This is a genomic window from Streptomyces sp. GSL17-111 (assembly GCF_037911585.1).
Lineage (GTDB): Bacteria > Actinomycetota > Actinomycetes > Streptomycetales > Streptomycetaceae > Streptomyces.
In genome coordinates, this window is the sequence record NZ_JBAJNS010000001.1 from 2,287,523 (window position 1) to 2,302,039 (window position 14,517).

General features: G+C 69.4%; 19 protein-coding genes. 9 read left to right on the forward strand and 10 right to left on the reverse strand.

Annotated elements, in window-relative coordinates; all coding sequences use genetic code 11:
• Positions 1-3: 3 nt before the first annotated feature.
• Both V6D49_RS09895 and V6D49_RS09900 read right to left on the reverse strand, forming a co-directional pair.
• Complete coding sequence (locus V6D49_RS09895; protein ID WP_340558881.1) at positions 4-429, reverse strand: DUF7144 family membrane protein; 426 nt, start codon at positions 427-429, stop codon at positions 4-6.
• Positions 430-561: 132 nt separating this feature from the next.
• Positions 562-1,332, reverse strand: coding sequence for a DUF4232 domain-containing protein (locus V6D49_RS09900; protein WP_340558882.1), 771 nt, complete (start codon positions 1,330-1,332; stop codon positions 562-564).
• Positions 1,333-1,435: 103 nt separating this feature from the next.
• Here V6D49_RS09900 and V6D49_RS09905 point away from each other — a divergent pair, with 103 nt between their 5' ends.
• A complete protein-coding gene (locus tag V6D49_RS09905; protein ID WP_340558883.1) occupies positions 1,436-1,828 on the forward strand; it encodes an AraC family transcriptional regulator in 393 nt (130 codons plus the stop codon).
• Positions 1,829-1,876: 48 nt separating this feature from the next.
• Positions 1,877-2,287: a VOC family protein gene (locus V6D49_RS09910; RefSeq protein ID WP_340558885.1), complete on the forward strand. Its 411-nt coding sequence runs from the start codon at positions 1,877-1,879 to the stop codon at positions 2,285-2,287.
• A gap of 64 nt (positions 2,288-2,351) precedes the next feature.
• On the opposite strand, the gene V6D49_RS09915 is transcribed toward V6D49_RS09910, so the two are convergent.
• From V6D49_RS09915 to V6D49_RS09925, 3 genes are read right to left on the reverse strand one after another with little or no spacing between them, the layout of a single operon-like run.
• Positions 2,352-2,537 carry a DUF397 domain-containing protein gene (locus V6D49_RS09915; RefSeq protein WP_340558887.1) on the reverse strand — a complete coding sequence of 62 codons (186 nt, stop codon included), beginning with the start codon at positions 2,535-2,537 and terminating at the stop codon, positions 2,352-2,354.
• A 6-nt stretch (positions 2,538-2,543) separates the two neighbouring features.
• On the reverse strand, positions 2,544-2,744 hold the full coding sequence (locus V6D49_RS09920) for a DUF397 domain-containing protein (protein ID WP_340558889.1): 201 nt from the start codon (positions 2,742-2,744) through the stop codon (positions 2,544-2,546).
• Positions 2,741-3,487 carry a DUF5753 domain-containing protein gene (locus V6D49_RS09925; protein ID WP_340558891.1) on the reverse strand — a complete coding sequence of 249 codons (747 nt, stop codon included), beginning with the start codon at positions 3,485-3,487 and terminating at the stop codon, positions 2,741-2,743. Before V6D49_RS09925 ends, V6D49_RS09920 begins: the two co-directional genes overlap by 4 nt.
• 323 nt (positions 3,488-3,810) lie before the next feature.
• On the opposite strand from V6D49_RS09925, the gene V6D49_RS09930 reads away from it, so the two are divergent.
• The 5 genes from V6D49_RS09930 (at position 3,811) to V6D49_RS09950 (ending at position 10,452) form a co-directional block, all read left to right on the forward strand.
• On the forward strand, positions 3,811-4,722 hold the full coding sequence (locus tag V6D49_RS09930) for a helix-turn-helix domain-containing protein (protein WP_340558893.1): 912 nt from the start codon (positions 3,811-3,813) through the stop codon (positions 4,720-4,722).
• 118 nt (positions 4,723-4,840) lie between these two features.
• Positions 4,841-5,437: a DUF6932 family protein gene (locus V6D49_RS09935; protein WP_340563843.1), complete on the forward strand. Its 597-nt coding sequence runs from the start codon at positions 4,841-4,843 to the stop codon at positions 5,435-5,437.
• The gene (locus tag V6D49_RS09940; RefSeq protein ID WP_340558894.1) at positions 5,434-6,342 is read left to right on the forward strand and encodes a hypothetical protein; all 909 of its coding nucleotides are present in this window, start codon (positions 5,434-5,436) and stop codon (positions 6,340-6,342) included. The genes V6D49_RS09935 and V6D49_RS09940 overlap by 4 nt, the downstream gene beginning before the upstream one ends.
• A gap of 140 nt (positions 6,343-6,482) precedes the next feature.
• A complete protein-coding gene (locus V6D49_RS09945) occupies positions 6,483-7,127 on the forward strand; it encodes a dihydrofolate reductase family protein (RefSeq protein WP_340558896.1) in 645 nt (214 codons plus the stop codon).
• Between the two features lie 319 nt (positions 7,128-7,446).
• The gene (locus V6D49_RS09950) at positions 7,447-10,452 is read left to right on the forward strand and encodes a carbohydrate binding domain-containing protein (RefSeq protein WP_340558898.1); all 3,006 of its coding nucleotides are present in this window, start codon (positions 7,447-7,449) and stop codon (positions 10,450-10,452) included.
• Between the two features lie 85 nt (positions 10,453-10,537).
• Here the strand turns inward: V6D49_RS09950 and V6D49_RS09955 are convergent, their stop codons facing one another.
• Together V6D49_RS09955 and V6D49_RS09960 are read right to left on the reverse strand one after the other, a co-directional pair.
• Positions 10,538-10,759 (reverse strand): hypothetical protein, encoded by a 222-nt coding sequence (locus tag V6D49_RS09955; RefSeq protein ID WP_340558900.1) that lies wholly within the window; start codon positions 10,757-10,759, stop codon positions 10,538-10,540.
• Between the two features lie 44 nt (positions 10,760-10,803).
• Complete coding sequence (locus tag V6D49_RS09960) at positions 10,804-11,142, reverse strand: ArsR/SmtB family transcription factor (RefSeq protein WP_340558901.1); 339 nt, start codon at positions 11,140-11,142, stop codon at positions 10,804-10,806.
• A 53-nt stretch (positions 11,143-11,195) separates the two neighbouring features.
• On the opposite strand from V6D49_RS09960, the gene V6D49_RS09965 reads away from it, so the two are divergent.
• Positions 11,196-11,936: an SDR family NAD(P)-dependent oxidoreductase gene (locus V6D49_RS09965; protein WP_340558903.1), complete on the forward strand. Its 741-nt coding sequence runs from the start codon at positions 11,196-11,198 to the stop codon at positions 11,934-11,936.
• A gap of 128 nt (positions 11,937-12,064) precedes the next feature.
• Positions 12,065-12,448 carry a DUF2267 domain-containing protein gene (locus V6D49_RS09970; protein WP_340558904.1) on the forward strand — a complete coding sequence of 128 codons (384 nt, stop codon included), beginning with the start codon at positions 12,065-12,067 and terminating at the stop codon, positions 12,446-12,448.
• Positions 12,449-12,472: 24 nt separating this feature from the next.
• Here V6D49_RS09970 and V6D49_RS09975 read toward each other — a convergent pair whose 3' ends face one another.
• The 3 genes from V6D49_RS09975 to tuf all read right to left on the reverse strand — a co-directional run bounded on the left by V6D49_RS09975 (position 12,473) and on the right by tuf (position 14,461).
• On the reverse strand, positions 12,473-12,877 hold the full coding sequence (locus V6D49_RS09975; RefSeq protein ID WP_340558906.1) for a type II toxin-antitoxin system VapC family toxin: 405 nt from the start codon (positions 12,875-12,877) through the stop codon (positions 12,473-12,475).
• The gene (locus V6D49_RS09980) at positions 12,870-13,145 is read right to left on the reverse strand and encodes a type II toxin-antitoxin system Phd/YefM family antitoxin (RefSeq protein ID WP_340558908.1); all 276 of its coding nucleotides are present in this window, start codon (positions 13,143-13,145) and stop codon (positions 12,870-12,872) included. The genes V6D49_RS09975 and V6D49_RS09980 overlap by 8 nt, the downstream gene beginning before the upstream one ends.
• Positions 13,146-13,267: 122 nt before the next feature.
• Positions 13,268-14,461, reverse strand: a complete 1,194-nt coding sequence (tuf, locus tag V6D49_RS09985; RefSeq protein ID WP_191209777.1) for an elongation factor Tu — start codon at positions 14,459-14,461, stop codon at positions 13,268-13,270.
• Positions 14,462-14,517: the final 56 nt, after the last annotated feature.

The following is a 14,517-nucleotide window of genomic DNA, read 5'->3' on the forward strand; positions in this document are numbered from 1 at the left end:
GGATCAGTCGGCGAAGGACGAACGGCTGGTGGCCAGCGCCCAGATGACGAAGACGCCCAGGGCGATGTTCACCAGCCCCCACAACGGCTGGTAGGGCAGCCAGACGAAGTTCGCGATGATGACCAGGCCCGCGAGGAACACCCCGAGGAACCGCGCCCACGTGGCCCCCATGAGGATGCCCAGCCCCGTGAGCGCCACGATCACGCCGAGGACCAGGTGGATCCAGCCCCAGGAGGTCGTGTCGAAGGCGTACGTGTAGTCGCCGATCGTTCCGTAGACGTCGTCCTTGGCGATGCCCGCGATGCCCTGGAGGACGCCGATGACGCCGTAGACGAGTGCGAGCACCCCGGCGAACACGGTGCCTCCGCTCGCCCAGGCGTCCCTGTCGTGTGTGCTCCCGCCCGAGCGCGAGTGCGTCGATGAGGCCATGAGGCGGCTCCTTCTTCAGACCGGGGCCCGCTACGGACCCACGGCCAGCGTTGAGCGCCTCCGCCCCGGCAACCAGCGGGAAGGGGCCGAACGGGTGAACGCCGACGCGCCCGCGCCCTCACCCGGACGGGCTCAGCCCTCGACCGTCTTCCAGGGGCTCACGGCCAGCTCCCCGGCGGCGGCGAAGTCCTTGCCGCCGAGGGACGTCACGCTCTGCCACGGATCGCCCTCGGCCGGGGCCACGTCCACCGACCGGCCGCCCGCGCCGCTCCCCGGCCGCCACACCAGGACCGCCATGGCCGTCTCCCCCGGACGCAGGGACAGCTTCTTCGGCTCGCCGTTGAAGCCCCGCACCTCGGACACGGCGGCCACGCCCTCGTGCACCTCGACGTCCAGCGCCTCGCCGCCCTCGTCGAGCACCCGGACGTCCGGGTAACCGTTGACGGCGAACGGCTCCTTGCCGCAGTTGAGCATCATGACCCGCAGCAGGCTCAGGCTCTCGTCCCCGTCGACGGGACCGGCCGCCATGACGCGCACACCGGGGTCGGGGCAGTCCGGGTCGACGGCCGGGTCGTCCGGCGCGGGCTCGATCCCGTCCTTGTCGCCCCCGCCGCCGTCCTTCTCGCCGCCGTCCTTCCCGCCCCCGCCGGTCGTGCTACCGTCGCCGCCGCCGTCCGTGCCGCCGTCGGAGTCCCCGCCGCCGTCGCCACCGTCTCCGCCACCGTCGGTCTCCCCGGAGCCGCCGCTCTCCTCCTGCGAGGCGGACGGCGCGGCCTTGTCGTCCGCCTCGGAGTCGTCCGAGCCACCGCCGCAGCCCGAGACCAGCAGAGCACTCGCGGCGAGCAGCACGCCCAGCCGCCGAACGGAGGTACGGCCGAGCCCGGCCCGCGTCAAGGTCTTCACAACGCGTGATGTTCGCAGGAACACCCGTCCGATATCCAGACCTTCCACGTCACGAATCGGTGCCTCCGACCGGCACGACGCCGAAGCGTGGTGTGATGACGCGGTGAGCCGCGCGACCGAGGACACGAACCGCCGCATGCTGCGGGCCCGCGACGTGATGGACCGGGCCTACGCCGAGCCGCTGGACGTCCCGGCCCTGGCCCGGGTCGCACACGTGTCGCCCGCGCACTTCACGCGGACGTTCCGCGCCACGTTCGGCGAGACCCCGCACCGCTACCTGCAACGCCGACGCGTCGAGCGAGCGATGTCGCTTCTGCGGGGGACCGACCGCAGCGTAACCGACATCTGCTTCGAGGTCGGCTTCGGCAGCCTCGGCACGTTCAGCCGCACCTTCAGCGACATCGTCGGCACGTCACCACGGCAGTACCGCAAGGAGGCGCAGGCCACCAACGTCCCGACGTGCTTCACCATGGCCTGGACGCGCCCGCGCGACTGAGCAGTTTCGGATAAGTACGGGCAGCGACCCGCCAGTAGCGTCATCCCCATGTTCAACGCCATCACGCACTCACAGCTGTACGTCCTCGACCAGGACGAGGCCGTCGACTTCTACGTCGGGAAGCTCGGCCTGGAGGTCCACACGGACCTCGACCTCGGTTTCATGCGCTGGCTCACGGTCAACGTCCCCGGCGCCCCGGACCGGCAGATCCTGCTGGAGCTTCCGGGCGGACCGCAGATGTCCGAGCAGACGGCCGAGCAGGTCCGGGACCTCGTCACCAAGGGCGCCATGGGCACCGTCATCCTCACGACGTCCGACTGCCGCAAGACCTACGACGAACTGCTGTCCAAGGGCGTCGAGTTCACGCAGGAGCCCGTGGAGCAGCCCTACGGCGTCGACTGCGGAATCCGCGACCCCTTCGGCAACCACATCCGCTTCACCGAACCGAAGGCCGACTGACGCCCCGGCCGCCCCCTGCCCCGCCCGGCCGTCGTCACCGGCCGGGCGGGCGCGGGTCCGCGCGTCAGCGCTCGGACGCGAACCTCACGAACGCGGCCCACGTCGTGCGCGGAACGGAGAAGCTCGGCCGACGCACGTCCTTCGAGTCCCGGACGTGCACGACGTCAGGCGCCCCCGCGACCTCGACGCAGTCCGTGTCGTGCTGACCGTTGCTGTAGCTGCTCTTGAACCACGCGCCATGGACGTCCATGGTTGATCAGCCTTTCGCGGCGAACGAGATGAAATCGGCCCACGCAGAGGGAGGAACCGCGATGGTCGGACCGCTCTTGGCCTTGGAGTCGCGGATGTGTACGGCGTCGAGTGCGTCCATGATCTCGACACAGTCCGAGTCCGGTTCACCACTGCTGTAGCTGCTCTTGAACCAACTACCGCTCGCTGCTATGAGATCAACTCTCATACCTCTCCCAGCACTTTGTCGATGAAGGCCAGCGACTCCCTCGGCGTGAGGGCCTGGGCTCGGATCATCCCATACTGCATCTCCAGCGATTGGACTCGATGCGACTCGGTGATGGACTGGATGACGTGTTGAATCTCGCAGCAACCCAACGTTGCGCCAGCACGCAGCTTGAACAACCGAAAGCCTCCGCTCAGGCCGGCGTGACCTTCCTGACCTGTCGGCATGATCTGTACTTCCACGTTGCGCAACTCCGCGACCTGACGCAGGTGCTCAAGCTGACCTCGCTGCACAGTCCGCCCGTGGGCGCAGCGCCGAAGCGTCACTTCCTCCAACACAAAGGTCATCACGGGCTCGGTCCGCGACGCGGCAATGATCTCCTGTCTCGCCATCCGAGCAGCGAGATTTCGTTCGATCTCCTCCACGGAAAGGAGGGGACGCCGAAGTTCGAACAGTCCGCGCGCATATTCTTCCGTCTGAAGCAGAGCCGGAATGGTGTGAGTGCTGTAGACGCCCATCTCAACCGAGTCGGCTTCGAGTTTGGCGATGCTGCGGACGCGTTTGGGGTACCGGGCCTCGGTGACCTCCTGGGCCAGGGCCTTGAGCTTTCCGCCGGCGCCCAGGACGTCGTCGGCCTGCTCCAGGAGGTTCGGCTTGGGCAGACGGCGTCCGCGACGCGCTGGCCGACCGCTGGGGCGTCCGCACCGGACCGCCGCCGCGCAAGACGGTCTGGGCCGAGTTCGCACTGCCCGGCTGAGCCCGTCCCGCCGTTGCCGAACCCGTCACCGACGAACGTCACGCGGACCGGGACGCGGCCGGGCGCGTTCCGGTGGGCGGAGTCCCGGCGTGTCACGACGTCCACCCCGTTCAAGGACGTGCTGGAAGAACTCCCCAACCCACCAACCCGCGACCGTGCGCCAAACGGGTGAACGCTCCCCGCCGGGCTGGACTTCGCTCCGGTTCACGGTCATAGGCTCACGCTCATCACACAACCGCACATGCGACGGCCCCCGGCCGGGACGGGCATCCCGATCGAGGGCCTGACCACCGAGGAAGTAGGAGCTTCCCGATGGCTGAGGCGCAGCTTAGCGCCCGGGTCCGCACGCCGTCCGCCGTTCCGCAGGCGGGCGTCACCCACGTGCGGGCGCGGCACACCGAACGGTTCACCGTGGTCGGCAACCACCTCGCCCAGCACCGCGAGCTGTCGGCGACGGCGATCGGACTCGCCGTCCACATCCAGTCACTCCCCGAAGGCGCGCGGGTCGGCATCAAGGCCCTCGCCACCCGCTTCACCGAGGGCGAGACCCGCATCGCCGCCGCCCTCCGCGAACTGGAGACCCACGGCTACCTGACCCGCCACCGCACCCGCCTCCCCAGCGGCCGGATCGTCACCCGTACCGTCTGCCACCACCGCCCCACCACGCGGCCGACCGCCCCACCCCGTCCGCCCCGCCCCACGTCTCACCGCTCGCACCCGACGCCGCAGGTCACCCCGCCACCGGCAGCCGCCGACGCCGCCCCGACCGCGCCGTCCCCGGCCGCCGCCGTCCCGCCGCAGCCCGACCGCACCCCACCGCCACCGCCACCGCCCCTCCCCGAGCCCCGGACGGCGAACCTCGGCCGGCACCGCACCGCCGGGGACCTCCTGGCGAGCCTGCACCGCGACGACCCCCGCCTCCTCCTCCCCGAACGCGACATCCGCCGCCTCACCCCGGCCGTCGCCGCCTGGCTCGAACGCGGCACCCCACTCGCCACCATCCGCACCACCCTCACCACGGGCCTCCCCGACCCCCTGCGCAACCCCTCCGGCCTCCTGCGCCACCGCCTCACCGTCCTCATTCCGCCCCGGGCGGCTGCCGCACCCCCGCCCCCACGGAAACCCGACCCGTTCCAGGAGTGCCGGGGCGAGTGCGGCCGCGTCTTCCGCTCCCCCACCCCCGGCCACTGCCGCGACTGCCGCCCGGCCACCACAGCACCGTGAACGACCTCTGTTCGGTCGCCGCGACCGGCAGCACGATGTCGCGGACGGACACCACAGGCACGCAACTCCCCCAGGACCAAACCCGACCAACCCTCACCACTGACCCGTCGTGAACACCATGGAGGACGTGTTGCATCCGCGCTTCACCGCCGATGGCTTCTTCCCGCCAGGGCGCTACTCCGTGACCATGGACGAGGCGCAAGCGCTCCTCGTCGATGCGGAGCGGTTCCGAAGTTCGGCCCGCCGCAGCGAGCTGTGGAGCAAGTTCCAGGAGTACATCGGCAATTTTGTACTACTGGAAGACCAGTACGAGGAGATTCTAGAAGGTCGGGCCCTGATCCACCGTATCTGGCTCGGCGGCAGTTTCGTCAGCGTAAAGCCAGATCCGCGAAACATTGACGCCACACTACTGATCGACGAGGCAGCAGAAAAATCTATTCGCAGGAATCCCGGATCGAAGTGGTTGACTCGAGCATTTCAGAGCAGAGAAAATATGCGGCAGAAATTTGGCGTATCTCCCGTGAGAATCGGGTATCGTACGGTGCCTCACGTCTTTGAGGCAAAAATGCTCACTGCGGAAGACGCCGGGTACTTCAGAGAGCGCGGCGTGTGGGACGACTGGTGGCAGCGCTGTCGCCTACGTGACGGTTCGGACCCCGCCCCGTCGGCGGAGAGCGCGATGCCTGTCCGTGGCTACCTGGAGGTGCGGCTATGAGCGAGAGTGATTGGCGACGACGGGTGCGTCAGGCACGGGTTGACGACGCGGAGAGGCTCCTTGAGGAGCTGGGCACTGATGACCGTGAGGATGCGGAGATCGAGGCGGATCACCGCGTCAGCCACCTCGAAGCGCTGCGGGAGTGGGCACCGGACGCCACATTGCCGGAAGAGCTCCAGCTTCGCCTCACGGGCCCCGACACCGGAACGGGGGCATTGCGCTTCCAATGGGGGGAAGCCCTGTTGGGAGACGTCGAGAAGGTGGTCTCCGAGGCCGCAGGCGCACCGGTGGCGCTGGAGATCACCGGCATCTCACGAGGCAGTACCGTTGTGCATGCGCGTGCCGTGGAGACGTCACGGCCCCCGACTCCCGACACTCTGACGACGGTTGGCGCTTCGACCGCGGACCACGGAGTCCGGGCACTCACACGGCTACTCGGTGCCCTGGAGGAGGGTGGGGACGTCCGTGAGTGGTCCAAGATGTTCGACTCCGTCGAAGGACTGGCAAAGGCGCTCGATCGCTTCGGTCTTTCACTGGGGGTGACCTGGTACGCGGCGAATGGTGATGTTCGCAGGGCAGCGTTGACAGAACGGGGCGTGACGCATGCGAAGAACCTGCAACGGACGTACGATGCCGATCAGGAAATGGTCGTATCCGGCCGCGTAACCGAACTGCGGAGCAGTGGGCTGGTTAAGGTGAAAAGCGGAACGGCCCACAATGCCCACGCCTATGACGTACGCGTTGAACCTGAACAGCTTATTTCCATGCGACTTTCCCTCGGTGACCATGTCCACTTCCGCGTGCTCTTTCGGCGCAAGCTCGATGTATTGGGCCGCACCCGGGCCTCCGAGTACCACTACCGGGGAACGGAGGCGGAGGACCTGCGGTTCGATGTCCACCCCTGAGGATGATCAGGCCGACAACCCTGACTGCGTCTCCGCCTGTTGCGCGTGTGCGAAAGGGGCTGTCAGTGCCCCGGCGTACCGTTTGGGACCCGACGTGATGCCCCGTCAGGACGTCGCGCGACCCGTCCGAGGAGGAATGCGTGGATCAGCTGCTCAGAGTCATGAACTTCGGCGTCTCAAGCGACGGCATCGGCGCCGGTGAGCACCAGAGCCTGGAGCGACCGTTCGGCCATGTCAGTCCGGAGGAGCTGTTCGCCTGGGCCGGAGCCACGGCGAGCTGGCCCGGGCGCACGGATTCCGGCGGGAGCCGGGGGCTCGACGACTACTTCACGCGGGACTTCGCGCGCAACATCGGTGCGGAGATCATGGGCCGCAACAAGTTCGGCCCTCAGCGCGGCCCCTGGCAGGACCACGAGTGGCGCGGCTGGTGGGGCGAGGAACCCCCGTTCCACACCCCGGTCTTCGTCCTGACGCACCACGAGCGCCCGTCGTTCACGCTCAGCGACACCACGTTCCACTTCGTCGGCGGCGACCCGGCCGCGGTCCTCGCGCAGGCGCGGGAGGCGGCGCAGGGCAGGGACGTCCGGCTGGGTGGTGGGGTCACCACCATCAGGCAGTTCCTCGAAGCCGACCTCGTCGACACGATGCACATCGCGGTCTCACCGGTGACCTTCGAGTCCGGGCTGCGGCTCTGGGAGTCCCCCGACGAGCTGCGCGACCGGTTCCACCTGGAGGTCGTGCCCAGCCCGAGCGGTGTGACGCACCACCTGTTCTGGCGCAAGTAACAGAAGGCTCGTCGCCGGTCGGCCCGGGGGCGCGGGCGTGGTCATCTCGTCGGGCGCGAAGAAGGTGCGGCGCACGACTTCGTGCCGCACCTCTTTACGGCTCTGCCACGCCCCGGTAACTTCCAGAGCGCAAGAACTTGCAGCAATATTCCGCGAGTTCATTCATTCAGCCACCCCCGATCTTCTTCACGTGCAGGACCGTGAGCGCGTCACGTCGTCGACGGCCCACCCCACCGGTGCGGCCGTGCACCTGCGCATCGACCGCCGCCGTTGCCGGCCCCGTCGGCAGCGCGGCCGTGACCTCTCACGGGAGACCCGTATGCACCGCACCCCACGCCGGTGGCGGAGACCGCTGGCGGCCGCGACGGCCGCAGCCGGCCTCGTCGGCCTGCTCACCGCCCTGCCCGGCGACGTCGAGCTCACCACGCAGCCCACCGCCGCCACCGCAGCCTCCGACACCACCGCGACCGTCTTCTACTCCACGAAGACGAAGGACTGGTCGGCCTACCACCTGCACTACGCGCCCGACGGCGGCTCCTGGACGAGCGTGCCCGGCGTCCGCATGGAAGCGGCCTGTACCGACTGGGTGAAGAAGACCGTCGACCTCGGCGGGGCCGACGGCCTGCAGGCCACGTTCACCGACGGGTCCGGCACCTGGGACAACAACGCCGGCCAGAACTACGACCTCGGCACCGGCGAGATCACCGTCAAGGACGGCGTCGTCGCCCACTCCGACCCCTGCCCGGACGACGACCCCGACCCGACGCCCGGTCCCACGCCGGGGGACGGCAACCGGGCCACGGTCTTCTACTCCACCGAGACCCTGGGCTGGACCACGGCCAACGTCCACTACCGGCCCGAGGACGGCTCCTGGACGGACGTGCCCGGCGTCGGCATGCAGCCCGCCTGCACGGGCTGGTGGAAGCGCGAGATCGACCTCGGCACGGCCACCACACTGACGGCCGCGTTCAACAACGGCAACGGCGTCTGGGACAACAACCAGGGGGCCGACTACACGATCGGCGCCGGCCGCTCCACCGTCCGGGACAACGCGGTCACCGACGACGCCGACGACCCGTGCGCCGACGAGGTGCCCGACACGCAGGCGCCGAGCGTCCCGACGGAGGTCACCGCGCAGGCCGACGGCGTGTCCGTCGTGCTCACCTGGGAGCCCTCCAGCGACGACACGGGCGTGGCGAAGTACCAGGTCACGCGGACCGGTGGCACCAACGGCACCCTCGTGACCGACGTCGGCTCCACCGTCTTCTCCGACGCGAACCTGGAGGAGCGGACCCGGTACACCTACACCGTGAAGGCCGTGGACGCCGCCGGGAACGTCTCCGACGCCTCCGCCTCCGCGAGCGCCACCACGGGTGAGCGGCCGCCGGCCGCCGAGCCGGGGAAGCCGCTGGGCACCGATCCGCGCAAGGACCCGATCTACTTCGTCATGACCGCCCGGTTCCACGACGGCGACGCCTCCAACAACCGGGGCGGCAGCCAGCACGAGAAGTCCGGCAACGCCGAGTACGACGACCCGATGTTCCGGGGTGACTTCAAGGGCCTGATCGAGCGGCTCGACTACATCAAGGGCCTCGGCTTCTCGGCCGTCTGGGTCACGCCGGTCGTCCTCAACCGCTCGGACTACGACTTCCACGGCTACCACGGCTACGACTTCTACCGTGTCGACCCGCGCCTGGAGTCCGCCGGAGCCTCGTACCAGGACCTGATCAACGCGGCCCACGCCAAGGGCATGAAGATCTACCAGGACGTCGTCTACAACCACTCCTCCCGCTGGGGCGCCAAGGGGCTGTTCACCCCGACCGTCTACGGCGTCCGCGACAGCGAGTGGAGCTGGTACTACGACGAGCCGAACTCCGCCTTCGCGTACGACGGCCTCACCGTGGAGCCGAAGTCGGGGAAGTCGTACTACAACGGCGACCTGTGGTCGACGGCCGAGCCGACCGGCAACACCTGCGTTGACTGGGGCGAGCCGACGGGGCACACCTCCCCCGAGGGCTACCGGATCTACAACTGCCAGTGGCCCTCCCCCACCTCGGGCATGTTCCCGGAGGACCTCTACCACCAGTGCTGGATCGGCAACTGGGAGGGCGAGGACTCCCGCTCCTGCTGGCTGCACGAGGATCTCGCCGACTTCGACACCGAGAGCGCGGCCGTCCAGAACTACCTGATCGGCGCGTACAACAAGTACATCGACATGGGCGTGGACGGCTTCCGCGTCGACACGGCGGTGCACATCCCCCGCACCACCTGGAATCGCCGCTTCCTCCCCGCCATCCAGGAGCGCGTCACCCAGCAGCACGGCGCCGAGGCCGCCGAGAACTTCTTCGTCTTCGGCGAGGTGGCCGCCTTCGTCAACGACAAGTGGAACCGGGGCTCGGTCAATCACTCCGCGCAGTTCTTCACCTGGAAGGAGCGCAAGGAGTACGCCGCCGACGACGCCACGGCCGCACTGGAGATGTACGAGCACGAGCAGGCGATCGGCCCGGCCGGCCAGCCGACCAGCACCAACGCCTTCCTGGACGGCAACGACTACCACGCCCCGGACCACAGCGCGTTCTCCGGCATGCACGTCATCGACATGCGCATGCACATGAACTTCGGGGACGCCTCCAACGCCTTCCACAACGGAAAGGACTCGGACGACAGTTACAACAACGCCACGTACAACGTCGTCTACGTCGACAGCCACGACTACGGCCCCAACAAGTCCAGCGAGCGGTACACGGGCGGCACTGACGCCTGGGCCGAGAACATGTCGCTGATGTGGACCTTCCGCGGCATCCCCACCCTCTACTACGGCTCGGAGATCGAGTTCCAGAAGGGGCAGAAGATCGACTGCGGGCCCACCTGCCCGCTGGCGACCACCGGCCGCGCCTACTTCGGCGACCACCTCCAGGGCGACGTCAGCGCCTCGGACTTCGGCACGGTGGACTCCGCCGACGGCGCGGTCGCCGACACCCTCGCCCAGCCGCTGGCCCGGCACCTCCAGCGGCTCAACCAGATCCGCCGCGCGGTACCGGCCCTCCAGATGGGTCAGTACTCCACCGAGGGCGTCAGCGGGGACATGGCGTTCAAGCGCCGCTACACCGAGGGCGCAACGGACAGCTTCGCGCTGGTCACCGTCTCGGGCGGCGCGTCCTACACCGGCATCCCCAACGGCACCTACCGGGACGCCGTCACGGGCGACGCCCGGACCGTGACCGACGGGAACCTCACCGTCTCCGCTCCCGGGAAGGGCAACCTGCGCGTCTACGTCCTCGACGGACCGGGCCGGATCGGCACCGCCGGCCCCTACCTGAAGTGACGCCCGGCCCCGCCCCGGGGCACAGGTGACGCACCACGGAGAGCCCCGCGCGGGAACGGCCCGCGCGGGGCTCCTGCCGCTGTGGTCAGGCGCGGTTGCGGGGGTGCGCCTTGGCGGTGCGCTCGTTGCCCCGCCGGTAGTTGCCGGTCCAGCGGGCCATCACCAGCTGCGGGTCCTCGGAGGTGACGGCGTCGAGGAACTCGGCGGCCCGGGGCCCCCGCAGCGTCGCCGCCTTCCGGGCGCCGTGGAGCACCACGACCGTCCCGTCGGACCGCTGCTCGTACCGGAACCCCGTGGCGTCGCCCATCCGCGGATCGTACGCGGAGCCGGAAGAGCCCGTCGAGGCCCGCCTCAGGACGCCGTGCTGACGTCCGCCCCGACGCCGTCGGTCGCGGCGGCGTCGAGGATCGCGGGGAGCAGCGCGGGGAAGCGGGCTTCGAGGTCGGCGCTGCGCAGCCGTACGTAGCAGCGGGTGCCCTCCTGGCGGGTGCGGGTGACGCCCGCGTCGCGCAGGACCTTCATGTGGTGGCTGAGCGTCGACTTGGCGACGGGCGCGCGCAGCTCGCCCCAGCCGAGCTCGGCACCGTCGGCCAGCAGCCGGACGACCCCGAGTCGGACGGGGTCGCTCAGCGCGGCCAGCACGCGGGTGAGGCTCATCGCGTCGGGGGCCGGGTGCTGGGGGTCCTTCATGGCACCATGGTACGTTGTTCGATATTCGCCGAACATCGAACAAGGGAGAGAGCATGGACGGGCACGTGGTCGTCGTGACGGGGGCCGGCAGCGGGATCGGCCGGGCGACGGCGCGGGCGTTCGCCGAGCGGGGCGCGCACGTCCTCGCCGTCGGACGGCGCCCGGAGCCGCTCGCCGCGACGGCGGAGGCGCACCCCGGCATCGCGACGCTGAGCGCCGACATCACCGCCGTGGACGCCCCCGACACCGTCGTACGGGAGGCCGTGCGGCGCTGGGGACGCCTCGACGTCCTCGTCAACAACGCGGGCGCCTTCACCGCGATGCCGTCGGCCCGAACCGACGCCGAGCGGGTGACGCGGCTGCTGGCCCTCAACGTCACCGCACCCGGCCTGCTCCTCGCGGCCGCACTCCCCCACCTCACCGCAGTCGGCGGCGCCGTCGTCAACGTCTCCAGCACCTTCGGGCACCGCCCGGCCGCCGGGGCGGCGTACTACGCGGCGTCCAAGGCCGCGTTGGAGAGCCTCACCCGGAGCTGGGCGCTGGAGCTCGCCCCCGAGGGTGTCCGCGTCAACGCCGTGGCACCCGGCCCGACGGAGAGCGAGGCCCTGTCCGCCTCCGGCCTGCCGGAGGCGGACATCGCGGAGATCAAGGCCGCCGAGGCCGCCCGGATACCCCTCGGACGGCGCGGGGCACCCGAGGAGGTCGCCGCGTGGATCGTCCATCTCGCGGGCCGGGACGCGTCCTGGCTCACCGGCCAGATCGTCACCGTGGACGGCGGCCTGAACCTCACCTGACCCCGCATCCTGAGCGGGTGGCGACCGTTTGCCCGACCACGCGCCGGGAACTCGGCGCGGGCGGCCCGGCGGGTCGGGTCCGCACGGCCCTACGCGGGCCGCGCCGCCGAGGAGGGAGAGAGGCACGCATGGCTTACGACGAGTTCCTGATGACCGTGAGCGAGACCGGCGGGTACGAGCGCGAGGACGCCGCCCGCGCCACTGAGGCGGTGATCAGCACGCTCGGTGACCGGCTCCCGCCGGAGACGGCCGAGCACCTGGCCGACCAGCTTCCCGACCCCGTCGCCGAGCTGATCGAGGGCGCCAGCTCGACGCCGCAGAACTGGGGTGTGGGCGAGTTCGTGCACCGGGTCGCGGAGATCACCGGTGACACCGAGGAGCAGGCGGAGAGTCACAGCCGGGCCGTCCTGACGGCCGTCGCCGGACAGGTGAGCGGCGGCGAGCTGAACAAGGTGATCAGCGACCTGCCCTCGGGGTACGCCGACCTCTTCGGCCACCCCGAACTGACCTGACGCCCGCCGAGGCCGAAGCCGGCGTCACACCGTCACGACCGTCACATGCCCTTCCAGGCCCGCGAAGTCGGCACCGTTGCGGGTGTACAGGGGAAGGCCGCGCGAGGAAGCGACGGCGGCCATCATCAGGTCCATGCGGCGAGGCTTGGGGTTGCGGCCCGCACCGACCACCAGCGCCACCAAGGTGCCGTAGCGCGCCGCAGCGGCGCCGTCGAACGGCAATGGCTCGAAGTCCGCCACCGCCGCCCCCAGCACCTCCATCCGGACCGCACGGGCGGCGGCGTCCTTGGCCATGGCAACCCCTTGCTGCAACTCGGCCATGGTAATCGCCGTCAGCTCGGGCACGGCGGGCAGAACCTTCGGGTCCAGGAGGCCCAGGTCGATGAACGTGCAGGTGTCGAGCACCCCGGAGGCGTGCCGCTCAGTCATCGGAGCGCGTCCAGGGGTCGACGGTCACGTCGTCCTCGTCCCCGAAGACCTCGTCGGCCTCACGACGCAGCTCACGATGGTCGAGACGTGGCAGCGTCCGGTGCCGGGCTACGAGCTCCTCGGCGCTGAGCCGACGCCTACGGGACAGCGGCCGCAGTTCGGCGACCTCGACACCGTTCCGGGTGATGTGGAAGGTTTCGCCCTCCTCCACGGCGTTCATGACCGCTGCGGACTCGTTCCTGAGCTCTCGCTGCGTGATGGTCTTCATGCCATCAGCGTAGCACCCCATAGCACAGCGTGCTACGGCTGTCGGATAGACACGCGAAGGGGCCCGTACGACCGGGTGGTCGTACGGGCCCCTTCGTTCAGCGTGCTCCGGGGAGCGTCAGGTCACTTGACGATCTTGGTGACCTGGCCGGCGCCCACGGTCCGGCCACCCTCACGGATGGCGAACTTCAGGCCCTCCTCCATGGCGACGGGCTGGATGAGCTCCACCTTCATCTCGGTGTTGTCACCCGGCATGACCATCTCGGTGCCCTCGGGGAGGGTCACCACGCCGGTCACGTCCGTCGTGCGGAAGTAGAACTGCGGGCGGTAGTTGTTGAAGAACGGGGTGTGGCGACCGCCCTCGTCCTTCGACAGGATGTACGCCTGCGCCTCGAACTCCGTGTGCGGGGTGACCGAGCCCGGCTTGATGATGACCTGGCCGCGCTCGACGTCCTCGCGCTTGATGCCGCGGAGCAGCAGACCGACGTTCTCACCGGCCTGGCCCTCGTCGAGCAGCTTGCGGAACATCTCGATGCCGGTGACCGTGGTGGAGGTCTTCTCCGGCTTGATGCCGATGATGTCCACGTTCTCGTTGACCTTGAGAACGCCACGCTCGATACGGCCGGTGACGACCGTACCGCGACCGGTGATCGTGAAGACGTCCTCGATGGGCATGAGGAACGGCTTCTCGGTGTCGCGCTCGGGCTCCGGGATCGACTCGTCGACCGCCTTCATGAGCTCCATGACGGACTCGCCCCACTTGGCGTCGCCCTCCAGCGCCTTCAGCGCGGAGACCTTGACGACCGGAACGTCGTCGCCCGGGAACTCGTACTCGGAGAGCAGCTCGCGGACCTCGAGCTCGACGAGCTCCAGGATCTCCTCGTCGTCCACCATGTCGGCCTTGTTCAGGGCGACGACGATGTACGGAACGCCGACCTGGCGGGCCAGGAGCACGTGCTCCTTGGTCTGCGGCATCGGGCCGTCGGTCGCGGCGACCACCAGGATCGCGCCGTCCATCTGGGCGGCACCGGTGATCATGTTCTTGATGTAGTCCGCGTGACCCGGGCAGTCGACGTGGGCGTAGTGACGCGAGTCGGTCTGGTACTCGACGTGCGCGATGGAGATGGTGATACCGCGCTGACGCTCCTCGGGCGCCTTGTCGATGTTCTCGAACGCAGAAGCCTCGTTCAGGTCCGGGAACTGGTCGTGCAGCACCTTGGTAATGGCCGCCGTGAGGGTGGTCTTACCGTGGTCGATGTGACCGATGGTGCCGATGTTGACGTGCGGCTTAGTCCGCTCGAACTTCGCCTTCGCCACTGGGGTCCTCCTGTGGACTGGTGCTGTACGCCCCCCGCTTCTGCGGAAGGGTTCAG

Coding starts and splice junctions, on each gene's coding strand:
- V6D49_RS09910 (WP_340558885.1), top strand. CDS start 1,877: ATGTTCAACGCCATCACGCACTCACAGCTGTACGTCCTCGACCAGGAC.
- V6D49_RS09950 (WP_340558898.1), top strand. CDS start 7,447: ATGCACCGCACCCCACGCCGGTGGCGGAGACCGCTGGCGGCCGCGACG.
- V6D49_RS09930 (WP_340558893.1), top strand. CDS start 3,811: ATGGCTGAGGCGCAGCTTAGCGCCCGGGTCCGCACGCCGTCCGCCGTT.
- V6D49_RS09915 (WP_340558887.1), bottom strand. CDS start 2,537: ATGGACGTCCATGGCGCGTGGTTCAAGAGCAGCTACAGCAACGGTCAG.
- V6D49_RS09940 (WP_340558894.1), top strand. CDS start 5,434: ATGAGCGAGAGTGATTGGCGACGACGGGTGCGTCAGGCACGGGTTGAC.
- V6D49_RS09980 (WP_340558908.1), bottom strand. CDS start 13,145: ATGAAGACCATCACGCAGCGAGAGCTCAGGAACGAGTCCGCAGCGGTC.
- V6D49_RS09960 (WP_340558901.1), bottom strand. CDS start 11,142: ATGAAGGACCCCCAGCACCCGGCCCCCGACGCGATGAGCCTCACCCGC.
- V6D49_RS09920 (WP_340558889.1), bottom strand. CDS start 2,744: ATGAGAGTTGATCTCATAGCAGCGAGCGGTAGTTGGTTCAAGAGCAGC.
- V6D49_RS09955 (WP_340558900.1), bottom strand. CDS start 10,759: ATGGGCGACGCCACGGGGTTCCGGTACGAGCAGCGGTCCGACGGGACG.
- V6D49_RS09895 (WP_340558881.1), bottom strand. CDS start 429: ATGGCCTCATCGACGCACTCGCGCTCGGGCGGGAGCACACACGACAGG.
- V6D49_RS09970 (WP_340558904.1), top strand. CDS start 12,065: ATGGCTTACGACGAGTTCCTGATGACCGTGAGCGAGACCGGCGGGTAC.
- V6D49_RS09975 (WP_340558906.1), bottom strand. CDS start 12,877: ATGACTGAGCGGCACGCCTCCGGGGTGCTCGACACCTGCACGTTCATC.
- V6D49_RS09965 (WP_340558903.1), top strand. CDS start 11,196: ATGGACGGGCACGTGGTCGTCGTGACGGGGGCCGGCAGCGGGATCGGC.
- V6D49_RS09935 (WP_340563843.1), top strand. CDS start 4,841: ATGGAGGACGTGTTGCATCCGCGCTTCACCGCCGATGGCTTCTTCCCG.